At 74.9% G+C, this 14884-nt stretch carries 12 protein-coding genes; 4 read left to right on the top strand and 8 right to left on the bottom strand.

Going from position 1 to position 14884, the window contains the following annotated elements; genetic code table 11:
• Positions 1–21 precede the first annotated feature (21 nt).
• Positions 22–855 carry a cyclase family protein gene (locus tag HTZ77_RS22220; RefSeq protein ID WP_175591572.1) on the top strand — a complete coding sequence of 278 codons (834 nt, stop codon included), beginning with the start codon at positions 22–24 and terminating at the stop codon, positions 853–855.
• A 19-nt stretch (positions 856–874) separates the two neighbouring features.
• Positions 875–2281, top strand: a complete 1407-nt coding sequence (locus HTZ77_RS22215; RefSeq protein WP_328808698.1) for an MmgE/PrpD family protein — start codon at positions 875–877, stop codon at positions 2279–2281.
• A 31-nt stretch (positions 2282–2312) separates the two neighbouring features.
• Here HTZ77_RS22215 and HTZ77_RS22210 read toward each other — a convergent pair whose 3' ends face one another.
• Complete coding sequence (locus tag HTZ77_RS22210) at positions 2313–3140, bottom strand: hypothetical protein (protein ID WP_175591571.1); 828 nt, start codon at positions 3138–3140, stop codon at positions 2313–2315.
• Positions 3141–3505: 365 nt separating this feature from the next.
• Entirely contained in the window at positions 3506–3982 is a 477-nt protein-coding gene (locus HTZ77_RS22205; protein ID WP_175591570.1) for a hypothetical protein, read from the bottom strand.
• A 193-nt stretch (positions 3983–4175) separates the two neighbouring features.
• On the opposite strand from HTZ77_RS22205, the gene HTZ77_RS22200 reads away from it, so the two are divergent.
• Positions 4176–5174, top strand: coding sequence for a sporulation protein (locus HTZ77_RS22200; protein WP_175591569.1), 999 nt, complete (start codon positions 4176–4178; stop codon positions 5172–5174).
• A gap of 302 nt (positions 5175–5476) precedes the next feature.
• Here HTZ77_RS22200 and HTZ77_RS22195 read toward each other — a convergent pair whose 3' ends face one another.
• Positions 5477–6652 carry a cysteine--tRNA ligase gene (locus tag HTZ77_RS22195; RefSeq protein WP_175591568.1) on the bottom strand — a complete coding sequence of 392 codons (1176 nt, stop codon included), beginning with the start codon at positions 6650–6652 and terminating at the stop codon, positions 5477–5479.
• 104 nt (positions 6653–6756) lie between these two features.
• Between HTZ77_RS22195 and HTZ77_RS22190 the strand changes: the two genes are divergently transcribed.
• The gene (locus HTZ77_RS22190) at positions 6757–7260 is read left to right on the top strand and encodes a hypothetical protein (RefSeq protein WP_175591567.1); all 504 of its coding nucleotides are present in this window, start codon (positions 6757–6759) and stop codon (positions 7258–7260) included.
• Between the two features lie 21 nt (positions 7261–7281).
• Here HTZ77_RS22190 and HTZ77_RS22185 read toward each other — a convergent pair whose 3' ends face one another.
• The 5 genes from HTZ77_RS22185 to HTZ77_RS22165 all read right to left on the bottom strand — a co-directional run bounded on the left by HTZ77_RS22185 (position 7282) and on the right by HTZ77_RS22165 (position 14864).
• A complete protein-coding gene (locus tag HTZ77_RS22185) occupies positions 7282–8484 on the bottom strand; it encodes an acyltransferase family protein (RefSeq protein ID WP_328808697.1) in 1203 nt (400 codons plus the stop codon).
• A gap of 24 nt (positions 8485–8508) precedes the next feature.
• Complete coding sequence (locus HTZ77_RS22180; RefSeq protein WP_175591565.1) at positions 8509–9585, bottom strand: cation diffusion facilitator family transporter; 1077 nt, start codon at positions 9583–9585, stop codon at positions 8509–8511.
• A gap of 25 nt (positions 9586–9610) precedes the next feature.
• A complete protein-coding gene (locus HTZ77_RS22175) occupies positions 9611–10774 on the bottom strand; it encodes an acyl-CoA dehydrogenase family protein (RefSeq protein WP_175591564.1) in 1164 nt (387 codons plus the stop codon).
• Positions 10775–10938: 164 nt separating this feature from the next.
• Positions 10939–11538, bottom strand: a complete 600-nt coding sequence (locus tag HTZ77_RS22170; protein WP_175591563.1) for an ACT domain-containing protein — start codon at positions 11536–11538, stop codon at positions 10939–10941.
• A gap of 206 nt (positions 11539–11744) precedes the next feature.
• Entirely contained in the window at positions 11745–14864 is a 3120-nt protein-coding gene (locus HTZ77_RS22165) for a bifunctional cytochrome P450/NADPH--P450 reductase (protein ID WP_175591562.1), read from the bottom strand.
• Positions 14865–14884: the final 20 nt, after the last annotated feature.

The following is a 14884-nucleotide window of genomic DNA, read 5'->3' as shown; positions in this document are numbered from 1 at the left end:
GACGACCTGGTGGAGCCGCGAATGCCGCTGTGGAAGGCCCTGGAAGGGGCGCGCGTGCTCGACCTCGCGCAGCCGATGCGCAAGGGCATGCCGCAGTCCCCGAACCATCCGCCGTTCCGGATGACGCTGGAGCGCCGGCACGGCGACCTCGTCCGGCCCGGCGGCGGCTCGGCCGCCAACGAGATCATCGTGACGGGCGCCCACGTCGGCACCCACGTGGACGCGCTCGCGCACGTCTCGCAGGACGGCCTGCTGCACGGCGGGCGGCCCGCGGCCGAGGTCATGTCCCAGGACGGGTTCGCCGAGCTGGGCATCGACGCGTTCGAGCCGTACGTGGGGCGGTGCGTGCTGCTCGACGTCGCGGCGGTGCACGGGGTCGCGGCGCTGCCGCCCGGGTACGAGGTCACGGTGGACGACCTGGAACGCGCCGCGGCCGGGCTGGAGCTCCGCGAGGGGGACGCCGTGCTGGTCGGGACGGGCTGGTCACGGCACTGGGCCGCCGCCTCCCAGGAGGTGGACTTCGCGGGGGCGCGGGGCGGCGCGCCGGGGCCGGGGGTGGACGCGGCGCGCTGGCTGGCCGCGCGCCGGCCGCGGGTGGTCGGCGGCGAGACCATCGCCTTCGAGCACGTGCCGCCGGGCCGCGGGCACGCCACGCTGCCGGTCCACCGGATCATGCTGGTGGAGTCGGGCGTCAACATCGTGGAGACCATGCGGCTGGACGAGCTGCTGGACTCGGGGGCGCGCGAGTTCCTGCTCGTGCTCAACCCGCTGCCGATCGTGGGAGCCACGGGGGCGCCCGTCCGGCCGCTCGCCGTCCTCGGCGGCTCCGAGGGCCTCGGTGCGTCCGAGGGCTGATGTACGGCCGGGAGGCGGTGTGGTGACGACGTACATGGAGCGGCTGGCGGCCTTCGCGGCGGACTGCCGGGACCGGGGCGCGCCGGACGCGGTGCGCGACGACGTGACGGGACGGGTGCTGGACGTCCTCGGCAACTGCCTGGCCGCGTACGCGGACCCGGCGGCCGACGCGGGACCGGCGGTGCTGCGGGCGGCGCGCCGGTGGAGCGGCGCCGGGGAGGCGACCGCGATCGGCGCCGGCGACCGGCTGCCCGCCCCGTCGGCGGCGCTGGTCAACGGCACGCTGGCGCACGCCCTCGACTACGACGACACGCACCTGCCGTCGGTGCTGCACCCGAGCGCGTCCGTGGTGCCGGCCGCGCTGGCCGCCGCCGAGGCCGCGGGCGCCACCGGCTCCGAGCTGGTCGACGCCGTGGCCGCCGGGATCGAGGTGTGCGCGCGCCTCGGCATGGCCTCGTACCTGCCGGAGACCCGCACCTCGCTGTTCTTCGAGCGGGGCCAGCACGCCACGTCGATCTGCGGCACGCTGGGGGCGGCCGTGGCCGCTGGGCTGCTGTTCGGGCTGCCGGCCGAGGGGGTGGCGCACGCGGCCGGGGTGGCGGCCAGCATGGGGTCCGGGCTCATCGAGGCCAACCGGACGGGTGGCACGGTCAAACGGGCCCACTGCGGGTGGGCGGCGCACGCCGGGGTGTCGGCCGCGGTGCTCGCGCTCGAAGGCGTGACCGGGCCGCCGACCGTGCTGGAGGGACGGTTCGGGTTCTTCCGGGCGTGGCTGGACGGCCGGTACGACGCCGAGGCGCTGCTGTCGGGCCTCGGCGAGCGGTGGGAGCTGCCGCGCACGGTGTACAAGCCGTATCCGGCCAACCATTTCACCCATCCGGCCGTGGACTGCGCGCTGGCACTGCGGGCCGGCGGGCTCGCGCCGGAGAGCGTCGCGGAGGCCGAGCTGGGGGTGGCGGCCCCGGTGCTGGCCACCATCGCCGAGCCGCCGCAGGAGAAGGCCCGGCCGCGCTCGCCGTACCACGCGAAGTTCTCCGGCCCGTACGTCGTGGCCGCCGCGCTGCTCGGCGGCGGCGGGCTCGGGCTGGACCTGGACGACTTCGCCGCCCTCGACGAGGACGCGCTCGCGCTGGCGGTGCGGGTGCGGTGCGTGGCGGACGAGCGGGCCTCGGAGCTGTTCCCGCGGGCGTTCGCGGCGGTGCTCCGGGTACGGCTGCGCGACGGCTCCACGCGGGAGCACCGGGTGGACTCCTCGCGGGGCGGGCCGGAGCGGCCGCTGACGCGGGAGGAGCTGGAGGTCAAGTTCCGTTCGAACGCGGGACGGGCGCTGCGGGCGGAGGCGGTGGAGGAGCTGCTGGCGGCGGCCCGCGCCCTCCCGTCGGCCCCGTCCGCCGCCGCGTTGCTGGGCCTCGCCCGCGCCGGGTGAGGTCTCCGCGCCGGGGCGGGAGTCCTCCGGCTCAGCCGGGCTGCTCCTGGCGGGTTCCGGGCATGAGCTCGACGCGGAGGTCGTCGTTCTCCTTCAGCACGAACGTCCGCCCGTCCCCCGCCTTCCACTGCTCCAGCGTGATGACGGGGACGAGGTAGTAGCGCTCGCCGCGCGCCAGGAGCAGCCGCAGGCCGGTGTAGCGGTGTTTGAAAGCGCCCGCGGGGAAGTGCTCGGGCGTCACGCCGGGGGCGTTGAGCGCGAGGGTCCCGGCCGAGTAGATCGCCACCTGGGTGCGGCCGGCCAGCGTCGCGGCCACCTGCTCGGCGTTGCGGCCGCCGCGCTCCTGGGCGTAGAGGCCGCCCGTCCACAGCAGGCAGAGGATCGCGATCCCGGCGCTCGTGGCGAAGGCCACCCTGCTGTACGGCCGGCCGCGCAGGGGCCAGGTGAGCAGCAGCGGGCCGAAGACCAGCGGCACGATCACGTGATAGGTGCTCACGCCCCAGGCGCCCACCCCCACCAGCGCGAACACCAGGGCGAGCGTGGTCAGGACGACCCCGGCGAAGCGCAGGTCCACGACCAGGCGTACCGCCCTGCGGGCGGCGAGCCACCGGCCCGCGGCGCGCAGCCGTACCGGGACGGACGCGGCCAGACGCGCCCGGTGCGCCGCCGCCGCGAGGGCCAGCGGGACGGCGGCCAGCCAGGGGGCGATGCCGGGCGAGAGCAGGTTGACGCCGTAGAGGGCGTACTCGTGGACGCCGAACCCCATGTCGGTGGGCCGCAGGCTGAACAGCCGGAGGTAGCCGTCGAGGTAGGCCCAGCCCATGTAGAGCAGGACGGCCGCGCCCACGCTGACCAGCACGGTGATCAGCCCGATCGCGTCGAACGCCCCCTTGCCTTCGCGGGGGCCGCCGCCTTCGCGGGGACCGGCGCCTTCGCGGGCCCTTGCGCCTTTGCCTCCCCTCGCGCCTCCTGCCGCCTTCCGCGCCCTCTCCCCCACCGGCGCCGTCCGCCCCTTCCCCGCTCCCGCTCCCCTGCCCGCCGGCGCGCCCTTCCCCTGCCTCTCGGCCGGGGCCGGTGAAGGCGTCGCGGACGCGGGCGGTGGTGCGGACGTGGGCGGTGGTGCGGACGTGGGCGAAGCCGCAGGTGCGGCCGGCGTCGTGGAGGAGGTGGCGGGCGAGGCGGCGGCCGGGTCGGGTGCCGGTGCGGGCGCGGGTCCGGCCGCCGTCATGGGGCCGGGGAGGGGACGAGAGACGTCGGGGCTTCGGGCGAGGCGTCCTCCAGCGGCGACGGCGTGGAGGGATCCGGGGTGCCCGTGGGCAGCGCGGCGCTGAGGGTCGTCGTCGGCGTGCCGGACGACACCAGCGACGGACAGGGCGGCAGTACGGGGTCACCGCCACCGCTCGGACACGGCCGATGGGTCCGGGTCCGGCTGTGCGACGGGCTGGGCGGGGCGTCGTCCCGGGAGGGCTCCGATGACGCGCTGGGTGACGGTTCCGCGCTCGGGGAGCCGGTCCACGCAGGAGTGCCGGACGGAGTGCCGGACCCGCCGCCGGGCTCCCCGCCGCCGGGCTGCCCGCTGACCGTGAACCCCGAGCCGGTGGGGCCGTCGGGCCCGGCGGGCTCGCTCCCGCAGGCGCCGAGCGCGACGGCCAGCCCCACGATGACCGGCACCATGCCGAGCGCACGGACGAACCCGGACACGTCCACCCCCTCAGTGATCAACCGAACACTGCCAGTGGTTCATCCGCCCGGCTCGGCGCGGCGTTACCGCCCGACCGGCCTTCGAACGAGGTCGCCGGCTGATAATCTCGCCGCGCGTTCCGGAACCACAGCCCAGCGATGATCGTTTGCCGTTCGACATCAGTCATCGGTCTGATCGACAGGAGTGCAACCCGTGGTCTTCAAACGCATGCTCGGCGCTCTCGGCGTGGGCGCGCCCTCGGTGGACACCGTCCTCGCGACGCCGCTCGTCCGGCCGGGCGGTGCGCTGAGCGGCGAGGTACGCCTCGCCGGCGGTGACTTCGACGCCGACATCGAGCACATCACGCTCGGTCTGGTCGCCGGTGTCGAGATCGAGGGCGGCGAGGGCGAGGCGAGCGGCCTCGCGGAGTTCCACCGCGTCCAGGTGTCCGGCCCGTTCCGGCTGGCGGAGAAGGAGCAGCGGGTGATCCCGTTCCAGATCACGCTGCCGTGGGAGACGCCGCTGAACGAGGTCGAGGGGCAGCCCCTGGCCGGCATGGCCGTGGGCGTGCGCACCGAGCTGGCCATCGCCAAGGCCGTCGACAAGGGCGACCTCGACCCGGTCTCGGTCGAGCCGCTGCCGTCGCAGCTACGGGTGCTGCGGTCGTTCCTGGAGCTGGGCTTCCAGTTCCGGTCCGCGGACGTGGAGGTCGGGCAGATCTACGGGGTGCGGCAGGAGCTGCCGTTCTTCCAGGAGATCGAGTTCTACCCGCCGCCCCGGTACGCCGGTCAGGTCGGCGAGGTGGAGCTGACGTTCGTCGCCGACCCGCACGGGCTGGAGGTGATCCTGGAGGCGGACAAGCGCAGCGGCCGGTTCGGCGGTTCGGGCGACGCGATCGGCCGCTTCCGTGTGAGCCACGACGAGGCGTCGGCCATGGACTGGGCGGGCGAGATCGACCGCTGGCTGGGCGGCCTGGCGCACTTCGGCGGCCACCACGGGCACGGCGGCCACGATTCCGGTCACGGCTTCGGCCACGGCAGCCACTACGCCGACCACCACGGCGGGCACCACGGCGGTCACCACGGCGGCGGTGCGGGTCTCGGCGCGGTGGCGGCGGCGGGCGCGGCCGGTCTCGTGGGCGGCTACCTCGCGGGCGAGGCGATCGAGGAGATCTTCGAGAGCGACGACGAGGGCGGCGGCGACGACTGGTGACCCCGGCCGGGCGCCCTCCGGGGTCCCCGTGAGGGAACGCCACCGGAAACCATGGGACCGCCACGTGCGGGAAAGCACATCAGGCGGGCGAGCCCCCACGCAGGCAGACCCCCATGCGGGCACACGCCTCCATGCGGTGCAAGCCCTATGCGGGCACACCCCATGCGGTGCAGTACCCCATGCGGTGCAGTACCCCACGCGGGGCACACCCCCATGCAGGCAGACCCGGTGCGGGGCAGACCCCCATGCGGCGAGGACGGCACGCGGGCAGCGCGCCCGTGCGACGTCCCGCGCGATGAACCTCAGTCGGGGCGGGGCGTCCAGCGAGGGCCGTCAGGGGTGTCCTCGACCAGGACGCCGCCCCGGCCCATCGCGTCCCTGAGCGCGTCGGCGTCGGCGTAGCGGCCGGCCCGGCGCAGCTCGTCGCGCAGTGCCAGCAACGGCCCGGCGAGGCGGCGCACCCCGGCCTCGGACGCCGCCTCGCCCAGCCGGGCGATGAGCAGCCGCATGAGGTCACGGGCCTGGTCGACGCCGCCTTCGTCCTCCTCGGTGTCGGCCGACCACCTGACCAGCTCGGCCTCCAGGTCGAGCACGGCCCGGGCGGCGGCCGGCGGGTCGCTCCGGGTCACCGCCTCCTGGAAGCGGCACTCGCAGGCGCGGATCGTCTCCTCCAGCGTCACCTGGCGCGCCGCCTCGGCCGGGGGCGGCGCCGGCGGCGTGACGGCCGCGCCGCCGCCCTCCGCCAGGCGGCGCAGCTCGCCCAGGGTGAGCCGGCTGCCCGCGGGCAGCACCGCCCGTGTGTCCGGCCGGCGGATCGTCAGGCCGCCGCGGCCGGCCACCTCCACCTCCTCGGTACGGAGGTCCACGAGGACGGCGGTGTGCTCGTCGAGGCCGAGAACGGCGGTGCCCGGCGGCAGCTCCCGCTCCATCCGCGACAGCCGCCGCTCCCCCAGGTAGCAGAAGCGGGTGTCGTGGGTGCCGCCCTCGGCGTTGTCGAAGTGGGGGATCACGACGACCCGCAGCCCGAGCGGCTCCAGCAGGTCGAGTCCCGGCCGCCAGTGCGGTTCCGCGCCCACCTTGTAGATCTCGTACACGGGCACCGTCGCCACCCCGGCGGTGCAGGCCGCCGCCGAGGCGAGGACGGTCGCGCCGCGCCGGGCCCGGACGCGGGCCCGCAGGTCGCCGCCCACGGGCCCGTCGATCCAGTGTTCCAGCGCGTACGTGGGACTGCCCGGCCCCGAGAACACCCAGTCGGCGCCCGCGACGCCCTCGGCCACCTCCACCTGGAGACCGACGCTGCGCGCGAAGTAGCGGCGGGCGCGGGCGCTGATGTCGGCGCGGTTCTCCTGGAAGGCGTACGGCGTGTCGAGGAGGACGGCCCGCGCGCCCGCCGGGAGCCGCCGGGCCACGGAGCGGTGGACCTCCACCATGGTCGGGCTCGTCTCGCCCGATCCCATCAGCACCAGCACCCCGGACATCGGCCTGCCGCCTCCCTCTCGCACCCCGGCCCTCCCGCCGACACCTCCGGCACACTTCTGCGCTGAGGACGCACTTGCGCATCACTGGCAGTAAGTTGGGGGCGGTGACGGGAACACACGTGGTCTCGGTTGAGACGCTCATGCTACGGGCGGACGCCGACGGACGCTGGGCCTACCGGCGCGCCTCGACCGTCCCGGCGCCGGGAGAGACGCCCGACGAGGCGGCCCGGCGGATCAGCGGCGTCGCGGCCCGCGACCGGGGCACGGTCGTCCACTCCACGAGCTGGCGCTACCTGCCGGAGGGCGAGGTGGTGCTCACGTACGCCGTGTGCCCCGATCCGGCGCCGTGGCTGCCGGCGGCCGAGCCGGCCGGAGCGGCGGAGGCCGGGATCGCGCGGGGAGCCGCGCCCGCCATGCCCTCGCCGGAACGGGTCGAGGTCGCGCACGTCGCCGCGCACGCGGTGCGGCACCTGGCGTTCCTGCTGGACAACGATCCGGTCGTGCGCGCGGCGCTCCTGCCGCACCCGGAGATCGCCGCCGCCCTCACCGCGCGCCCAGGATCCGGGGAGCCGGCGCCGTACGGCCCCGCCCCCGCCGGCCGCGCGTAGCCAGCCCGCGCTGGGCCGTGGTCAGCTCGCGGCGGGACGGACCGCGCGGCGGCCGAGGCGCTGCATCGGCCGCTCCACGAACCGGTACGCCAGAGCGCTGACCAGCAGCACCAGCGCCAGCGCGGCGGCCGTCATGGACAGTTGCACCGGCAGCGGCGCCCGCCGCAGATCACCCGTGACCTGGACGAAGTACTTCAGCAGCGGATGATGCACCAGGTAGAGCGAGTAGCTGATCAGCCCGATCCAGGTGAGCGCCCGCGGCAGGCGGCGCCCGCGCAGCGCCATCGCGCCCGCGAACGTGGCCGCGGCCAGCGCGACCGTGGTGATCCACACATCCGGCTGGACCCACCACCATCCCGACTCGATCGCCCCCAGGGGCGCCGCGGCGACCAGCGCGCCCGTGACCGCCACCGGCCACAAGGGGGCGGCGCCGCGCTCCCAGCGATGGACGGCGGTGCCCGCGAACATCACGCCGAGCACCGCGACCCCGAGCCACGGCACCCGGCCGCCCAGCACCGGCAGCGCCAGCGCCATCACGCCCAGCAGACAGGCGCCGGCCGCGCGGAACCGGCCCGACACGACGGCGGCGAGCCCGGCGGCGAACACGGCGCCCGAGGCGTACGCGAGCCAGCCGTCCGTCACCAGCGCCCCCGCGAACGACAGCCCGACGACGACCGACAGGCCGGCGAACAGCACGCTCAGCGCCCCGCTGCGCTCGTGCGCCCGCATCACGAACAAGGCGGTCACGAGCAGGTAGAACACCATCTCGTACGACAGCGTCCACATCGTGTCGGCGACGCCGCCCACGCCGACGACGTCGAGCAGCATGGTCGCGTGCGCCGCCACCGCCGACCCGTCGCGCGGCACCTCCTCGCGCACCGGCACCCACCAGGCCAGGCCGACCACCAGCGCGCCGACGGCCAGGTACAGCGGGTAGAGGCGGAAGGCCCGGCTCACCCAGAAGCGGCGCAGGTCTCCGTGGCGTTCCAGCGAGGCCGGGATGATGTACCCGCTGACCAGGAAGAACACGAGGATGCCGTAGACGCCGAGGCTGAACCAGTACGGGCGCAGCGACGGCAGGAACCACGGGAGCATGTGCTCGGCGACCACGGCCATCGCGCCCACGCCGCGCAACGCGTCCAGCCAGGCCAGCCTGCGCTCCTCGCGCGGTGCGGCCGCGGGCGCGGAACGGGAGCCGGAGGGAAGGGTGGGGGCGGAGGACACCCGTCCCAACCTACCCGGAGTACCTCAGGTGATGCGATGCGTATGCAAAGGGGCATGGTGGTCGACGTCCGCCGGCCCGTGCGGGTCGGTGTGGACGGTGGCGGCGCGCAGCCGCGGCACGTCGTGGATGAGCCGGTGCTCCGCCTCCACGGCCAGCGCGTGCGCCCGTACCAGGGGCAGGTCGTGGTCGAGCAGGATGTCCACCTCGGCGTGCAGCGCGTGCCCGATCCAGCGCATGCGGACCGACCCCACGTCGCGCACCCCCTCCACCGTCCGCAGGACGGCCTCGGCCCGGTCCACGAGCGCGGGGTCGACGGCGTCCATGAGCCGGTGGTAGATCTCCCGGGCGGCGTCGCGCAGCACGAAGCAGATGGCGGCGGTGATGAGCAGGCCGACGACCGGGTCGGCGACCGGCAGGCCCAGCGCCGAGCCGCCCGCGCCGAGCAGCACCGCCAGGGAGGTGAACCCGTCGGTCCTGGCGTGCAGGCCGTCGGCCACCAGGGCGGCGGAGCCGATCTCCCGGCCCACCTTGATCCGGTAGCGGGCGACCCACTCGTTGCCGAGGAATCCCACCACGCCGGCGGCGGCGACCCAGCCGGCCGCCCGCATGTCCTGGGGGTCCGCCAGCCGCCGGACCGCCTCGTAGCCGGCCACCGCGGCCGAGGCGGCGATGACGAGGACGACGGCGATGCCGGCGAGGTCCTCGGCCCGGCCGTACCCGTAGGTGAAGCGGCGGGTGGCGGCGCGGCGGCCGAGCGAGAACGCGAGGGCCAGCGGCACGGCGGTGAGCGCGTCGGCCACGTTGTGCAGGGTGTCGCCGAGCAGGGCGACCGAGCCGGACAGCGCGACGATGACGGCCTGGACGGCGGCGGTGGCCATGAGCACGGCGAACGAGACGCCCAGCACCCGCAGCGCCCGACTGCTGCCCTCCAGGGCGGCGTCGGTCTTGCCGGCGCTGTCGTGGCTGTGCGGGGCAGCGGCGTGCCACAGGCGAGCCAGCGCCCGCCGCGCCCTCCCGCCACTGGAGGCGTGACCGTGCCCGTGCCCGTGGTCGTCCGGATGACGGTGACCGTGGTCGTGTTCGTGCTCGTGTCCGGACATGGCCCTCCTCACCCGCGTGACGCGCCTACCAGCCGATCCGGCCCTTGCCCGCGACGAGGGCCCGGGCGATGACCAGTCGCTGGATGTCGTTCGTGCCCTCGCCGATGGCCATCAGCGGCGCGTCCCGGTACAGCCGCTCCACGACGAACTCCTGGGAGTAGCCGTAGCCGCCGTGGATCCGCATCGCCTCCAGCGACGCCTTCAGCGCCACCTCGGAGGCGAAGTACTTGGCCATGCCCGCCTCCATGTCGATCCGCCCGCCGCCGTCGGCCCGGGAGGCGGCCCAGTAGGTGAGCAGGCGGGCCGCCTGGATCTCGGTGGCCAGGTCGGCGAGCTTGAGCTGGACCGCCTGGAAGTCCGCGATCGGCTGCCCGAACGCGGTGCGCTCGCGGGCGTAGGACAGGGCGGCGTCGTAGGCGGCCTGCGCCACGCCGACGGCGCGGGCGGCGATGTTGACCCGGCCCGTCTCCAGCCCGCCGAGCACCTGCTGCATGCCGCGCCCCTCGACGCCGCCGAGCAGCGCCGAGGCCGGCACGCGCACGCCGTCGAGCACGACCTCGCACGTCTCGGTGCCCTTGTAGCCCAGCTTCGGCAGGTCGCGGCTGACCGTGAAGCCCTCGGACGACGGGTCGACCAGCAGCACCGACATGCCCCTGTGCGCGGGCTCGGTGACGGCCGTCTTGACGAGCACGGGCAGCGGGTCGGCGTGGCGGGCGTTGGTGATCCACGTCTTGGTGCCGGTGACGACGTAGTGGTCGCCGTCGCGTACGGCCCGCGTCCGGATGCCCTGGAGGTCGGTGCCCGCGGCGGGCTCGGTGAGCGCGATGCCGGTGCGGCGGGCGCCGGCGGCGAGGTCGGGCAGGTGGCGGCGTTTCTGCTCGTCGGTGCCGTGCCGGGCGATCATCCAGCAGGCGATGGAGTGGGAGCCCAGGATTCCCGCGACGCCCATCCAGCCGCGCGCGATCTCCTCGAAGACGAGCGCGAAGGACACCATGTCGGCGCCCAGCCCGCCGTACTCCTCGGGCACCGACAGGCCGAACAGCCCCATCCGCCGCATCGTGTCCACGATCTCGGTGGGATAGCGGCCGGAGTGCTCCCACTCGGTCGCGACCGGCACGATCTCCTTGTCCACGAACGCCCGGAGCGTCTCCCGGAAGGCCCGCTGCTCGTCGGTCAGCTCGAAGTCCATCTGCCGCTCCTCCGTCAGCGCCGTGCGGGGGCGGATCCGCGCGCGGCTCCGCCGATCACGCTAGTGACCCGCCGATTTCCGGGTCAACGTCAGGGCGGACGTAACCGGCGTCGACGTCAGAGCTGACGTCCCCGGCGCGAGGCGCGGGGCGCGGGGCGCGGGGCTCAGCGCCGGGACAGGGCGGAGACGACGTCCACGATGCGCGCCGCCCGTTCCACCTCGGCCCGGTGGAAGCCGGGCCCCTCGGAGCGGGCGACCACCACGTGCATGTCGTGGGCGGCGACCGGCAGCAGCATGAGCCGCAGCTTCTCGGAGACGCGCGTGGTGGCGCGCAGGGGCGGCTCGTCCAGGTCGAACACGGCGGGCGCGGACAGGCTGGCGTGCCGCACCGTGCCGCCGGCCAGCACCAGCGACCACTCGGCCCAGCACAGCCCGGGCAGGGCGTCCACCAGCGTCGGGAAGGCCCGCCCGGGATCGGCGGCGACGTGCATGAGCAGGTCGTAGTCGGGCGCCGAGCCCGGCACCTCCCGGGTGGCCCAGACGCCCTCGATGCGGACGCCCGGCACCCCTGACAGCCGGTCGCGGACCTCGTCGGTCGTGGCGGCGCCCGGCCAGGACACGGTGAAGTCGTCCACGGCCCGGCCCGACTCGCGTTCGAGCACGGTGACCTGCAGAATGTCGGCGCCCAGCGCGCCGAGCGCCCGGGCGACCTGGCCGAGCGCGCCCGGCCGGTCCGGCAGCGACACCCTCAGTCGCAACAGCATCGGCGCCCTCCTTTCGAGGGCTCCCACAGTGCCGCCACAACGTTTCGAGAATGTTTTAGGCACATGTCGCACATGCTGCGGTTATATCCCAATATTTGATCGCGCAGCAGGTCCGTCACAGAGCCTTTGCCGCCTGCGGCCTGCGCCTTTCCGCGCAGGCCGCACATGCCGCACGGGCCGCACAGGCCGCCCGGCCCCCGGGACGGTCAGGCGAAGACATCCTGCTGGTAGCGCCCCTGCTCCTCCAGGGACGCCAGCCACGCCTCCCTGTCGCCGCCCGTACGGCCCCGGTGGATGGCGGCGAGCGCCGCGCGGACGGCGGGGGCCATGCGCAGCCCGTCGCCGCACACGTACACGTGCGCGCCGGCCTCCAGCAGCTCCTGGACGCGGCCGGCCTCGGCCGCCACCGCGTCCTGGACGAACCGGTACGGGTGCCCCGGCACGGCCGAGAACGCCTCGTGCACCCGGACGTGCGGCGCCTCGGCCCAGCGCGCCAGCTCCTCCCGGTACAGGAAGTCGTGCCCGGGGTGGCGGCACCCGGTGAACACCTCGACCGGCCCGCTCGCCCCGCTCAGCGCGCGCTCCTCCAGGAACCCGCGCAGCGGCGCGAACCCGGTGCCCGGCCCCACAAGGATCACCGGCGTCCCCGGGTCGTCCGGCAGCCGGAACGGCGGCGCGGGCACCCGGACGTAGCCGTAGAACGTCTCGCCGGGGGCGAGCGCGGCCAGGTAGGCCGAGCACATGCCCTGGTAGCGCCCGCTGCCGGACCAGGCCGGCCCCTCGACGAGCCCGACGGTGATCCGCACCCGGCCCGGCTCGGCCAGCGGCGAGGACGACACCGAGTAGTAGCGCGGCTTGATCGGGCCGGCCATCTCCAGGAACGCCGCCAGCGGCAGCTCGACGGCCGGGAAGCGCTCCAGCAGCGCCAGCGGCGACACCCGCTTGGCGAGGATCTCGTCGGCGTAGTCCGCGGACAGGGCGGCGAGCTGCTGCCGGGTCCACGGGCAGCCGGTGTGGGCGGCCAGCGCCTCCAGGTCGGCGCGGGTGGCGACCTCCTGCAGCTCGGCGAACTCGGTCAGCAGCAGCCCCGCCGTGACGGGCCGGTCCACCGGCAGGTGCGTGCCGCCCCGGGCGCGCAGCCGTACGACCTGGTCACGCGGCACGCGCAGGCAGCGCAGCGCCCACTCCACCAGCTCGGGGTCGTTCTTGGCGAAGACGGCCAGGTGGTCGCCGGCGGAGTAGGTGACGCCCTCGGGCAGCTCGGCCACGATCGAGCGGACGCCGGGCCGCGGCGCCTCCACGGAGAAGTCCCAGAGCCCGGCCGGGTCGGAGGTCAGCTCCTCGTTGGACACGACGGTCAGCGCGAAGGCGCGCTCGGAGACCACGGCGGGCCGCACCTCGGCCTCGGTCAGCACCTCCACCTCGTAGCGGGGGCCGGCGTCGGCGGCCGAGGCGCTGTACTCCTCGGCGAGGGCCGCCCACAGCTTGGCGGTCCAGCCGGACACGTCGCCGTCGAAGTCGCCGTCGGCGTCGGCCTCGCCGCGCTCGACCAGCGGGACGGCGCCGGCGGCGGTCAGCTTCTCGTACGCGCGGCGCGGGAAGTCCTGGTACGTCGGCCACTGGGTGTTGCCGCAGCCGAGGACCGCGAGCCGCACCCCGGACAGGTCGGGCAGCGTGTCGAGGGCGTCGAAGCGCTGGGCGTTGTCGGGGGCCTTGCCGTTGTAGGAGGAGGCGACGACGACGAGCAGGCCCTCGCGGGGCGGTTCGAGGTCGTCGAGCGTGGTGAGCGTGGTGGCGAACCCGGACCGGCCGGCCCGCTCGGCGAAGCGCTCCGCGATGTCGGAGCTGGTGCCGAGGTTGGAGCCGTAGGCGACGGTGAGCGGCACGCCGGTCACCGCGATGTCCTGCCCCTCGCCGCGCTCGTCGTCCTCGGTCACCGCGACGGCGGAGGTGAAGCGCTCGTGCGGGCGCCGCTCGCGCACCCGGAGGGTGAAGCCCTCCGGCTTGAGGGTGAGCGTCTGCTTGATCTGCATCCTGTACGCCGAGGGGTCGGAGAGCGCGAAGCGGCGCAGGAGCATCGCCAGCGTCAGCCGGGCCTCGGTGAGCGCGAACTGCCGGCCGATGCAGGCGCGCTCGCCGTGGCCGAACGGCTTGTAGCCGGCCGGGTGGTGCTCCTGCTTGCGCTCGGGCAGCCAGCGGTCGATGTCGAACTCCTCGGGCCGCTCCCACGCCTTGGCGTGGCGGTGCAGCGCGGGCAGGACGAGGACGGCCGGCGTGCCCGCGGGGAAGGGGTAGCCGCCGACCGTGGTGTCCTCCATGGCGGTGAGGGCGAAGGCGGGGATCGGCGACCAGGTGCGCAGCGTCTCGTCGAGGACGCGCGGGATCACGTCCAGCTTCATGATCGTCTCGTAGGTGGGGGGCTCGTCGCCGGGCAGCAGCCGGTCCACCTCGTCGTACGCCTGGGCCAGGGTGTGGGGGTGGCGCAGCAGGTTGTACAGGGCGAAGGAGAGCAGGCCGCTGGTCGTCTCGTGACCGGCGATGAGGAAGGTGAGGACCTGGTCGCGGATGTTGGCGTCGGGCAGGCGCTCGCCGGTGAGCGGGTCGGACGCCTCCAGCATCAGCCCGAGCAGGTCCTTGGCGCCGCCGGACGGCTCGGCCCGGCGCCGCCTGATGACGTCGTCCACCAGCTCGCGCATGGTGGCGATGTCCTGGCGGTAGGTCTCCTCGCTTTTGCGCTTCAGCTTGGTGACCACGGGGAGCTGCTGGTTGCGGACCATGGCCTCGGTCAGCGCGCCGCCCATGGCCTTGAGGAAGGGGTGCAGCTCGGGCGAGCGGAACGACTCGAAGCGGTAGCCGAAGCCGGTCAGGGAGATGACGTCGAGGGTGAGCCGCGTCATGTCGTCCGACACGGGCAGGTCCTCGCCCTGGCGGGCGGCCCAGGAGGCGATCAGCCGATCGGCGATCTCCAGCATCTGCGGGTAGTACGCCTTCATCGAGCGCTGGCTGAAGGCCGGCATGAGGATGCGGTGGGCCTGGCCCCAGACCGGCTCGTCCAGCTCGGCGGTGAACAGCCCGTCGCCGGAGAAGTCGCGCACGATCGACAGGGGCGGCTCGATCCGCTTGCGGAAGCGGGTCTCGTCGCACACCTCGGCCACCAGGTCCGGGTCGTAGACGAACACCACCTTGCGGCCGAGGATGTCGAGCTGGAAGAGGCCCTCGTCGTACCTGCCGGCGAGCTCGGTGAAGTGCGCCATGGGCGAGTGCGCCGGGATCTGCAGGGTGTTGCCGAGGATCGGCAGGCCGGACGGAGAGGGGATCTGCTTCATGGACGCTCCCTGGATGTCGC

This window comes from Nonomuraea montanisoli (assembly GCF_013363975.1).
GTDB classification, from domain to species: domain Bacteria; phylum Actinomycetota; class Actinomycetes; order Streptosporangiales; family Streptosporangiaceae; genus Nonomuraea; species Nonomuraea montanisoli.
The sequence above is the reverse complement of the archived record's forward strand: the minus strand, read 5'-3'. Positions and strand labels throughout refer to the sequence as shown.

Coding starts and splice junctions, on each gene's coding strand:
- HTZ77_RS22220 (WP_175591572.1), top strand. CDS start 22: ATGCCGCTGTGGAAGGCCCTGGAAGGGGCGCGCGTGCTCGACCTCGCG.
- HTZ77_RS22165 (WP_175591562.1), bottom strand. CDS start 14,864: ATGAAGCAGATCCCCTCTCCGTCCGGCCTGCCGATCCTCGGCAACACC.
- HTZ77_RS22195 (WP_175591568.1), bottom strand. CDS start 6,652: ATGTCCGGGGTGCTGGTGCTGATGGGATCGGGCGAGACGAGCCCGACC.
- HTZ77_RS22170 (WP_175591563.1), bottom strand. CDS start 11,538: ATGCTGTTGCGACTGAGGGTGTCGCTGCCGGACCGGCCGGGCGCGCTC.
- HTZ77_RS22180 (WP_175591565.1), bottom strand. CDS start 9,585: ATGTCCGGACACGAGCACGAACACGACCACGGTCACCGTCATCCGGAC.
- HTZ77_RS22175 (WP_175591564.1), bottom strand. CDS start 10,774: ATGGACTTCGAGCTGACCGACGAGCAGCGGGCCTTCCGGGAGACGCTC.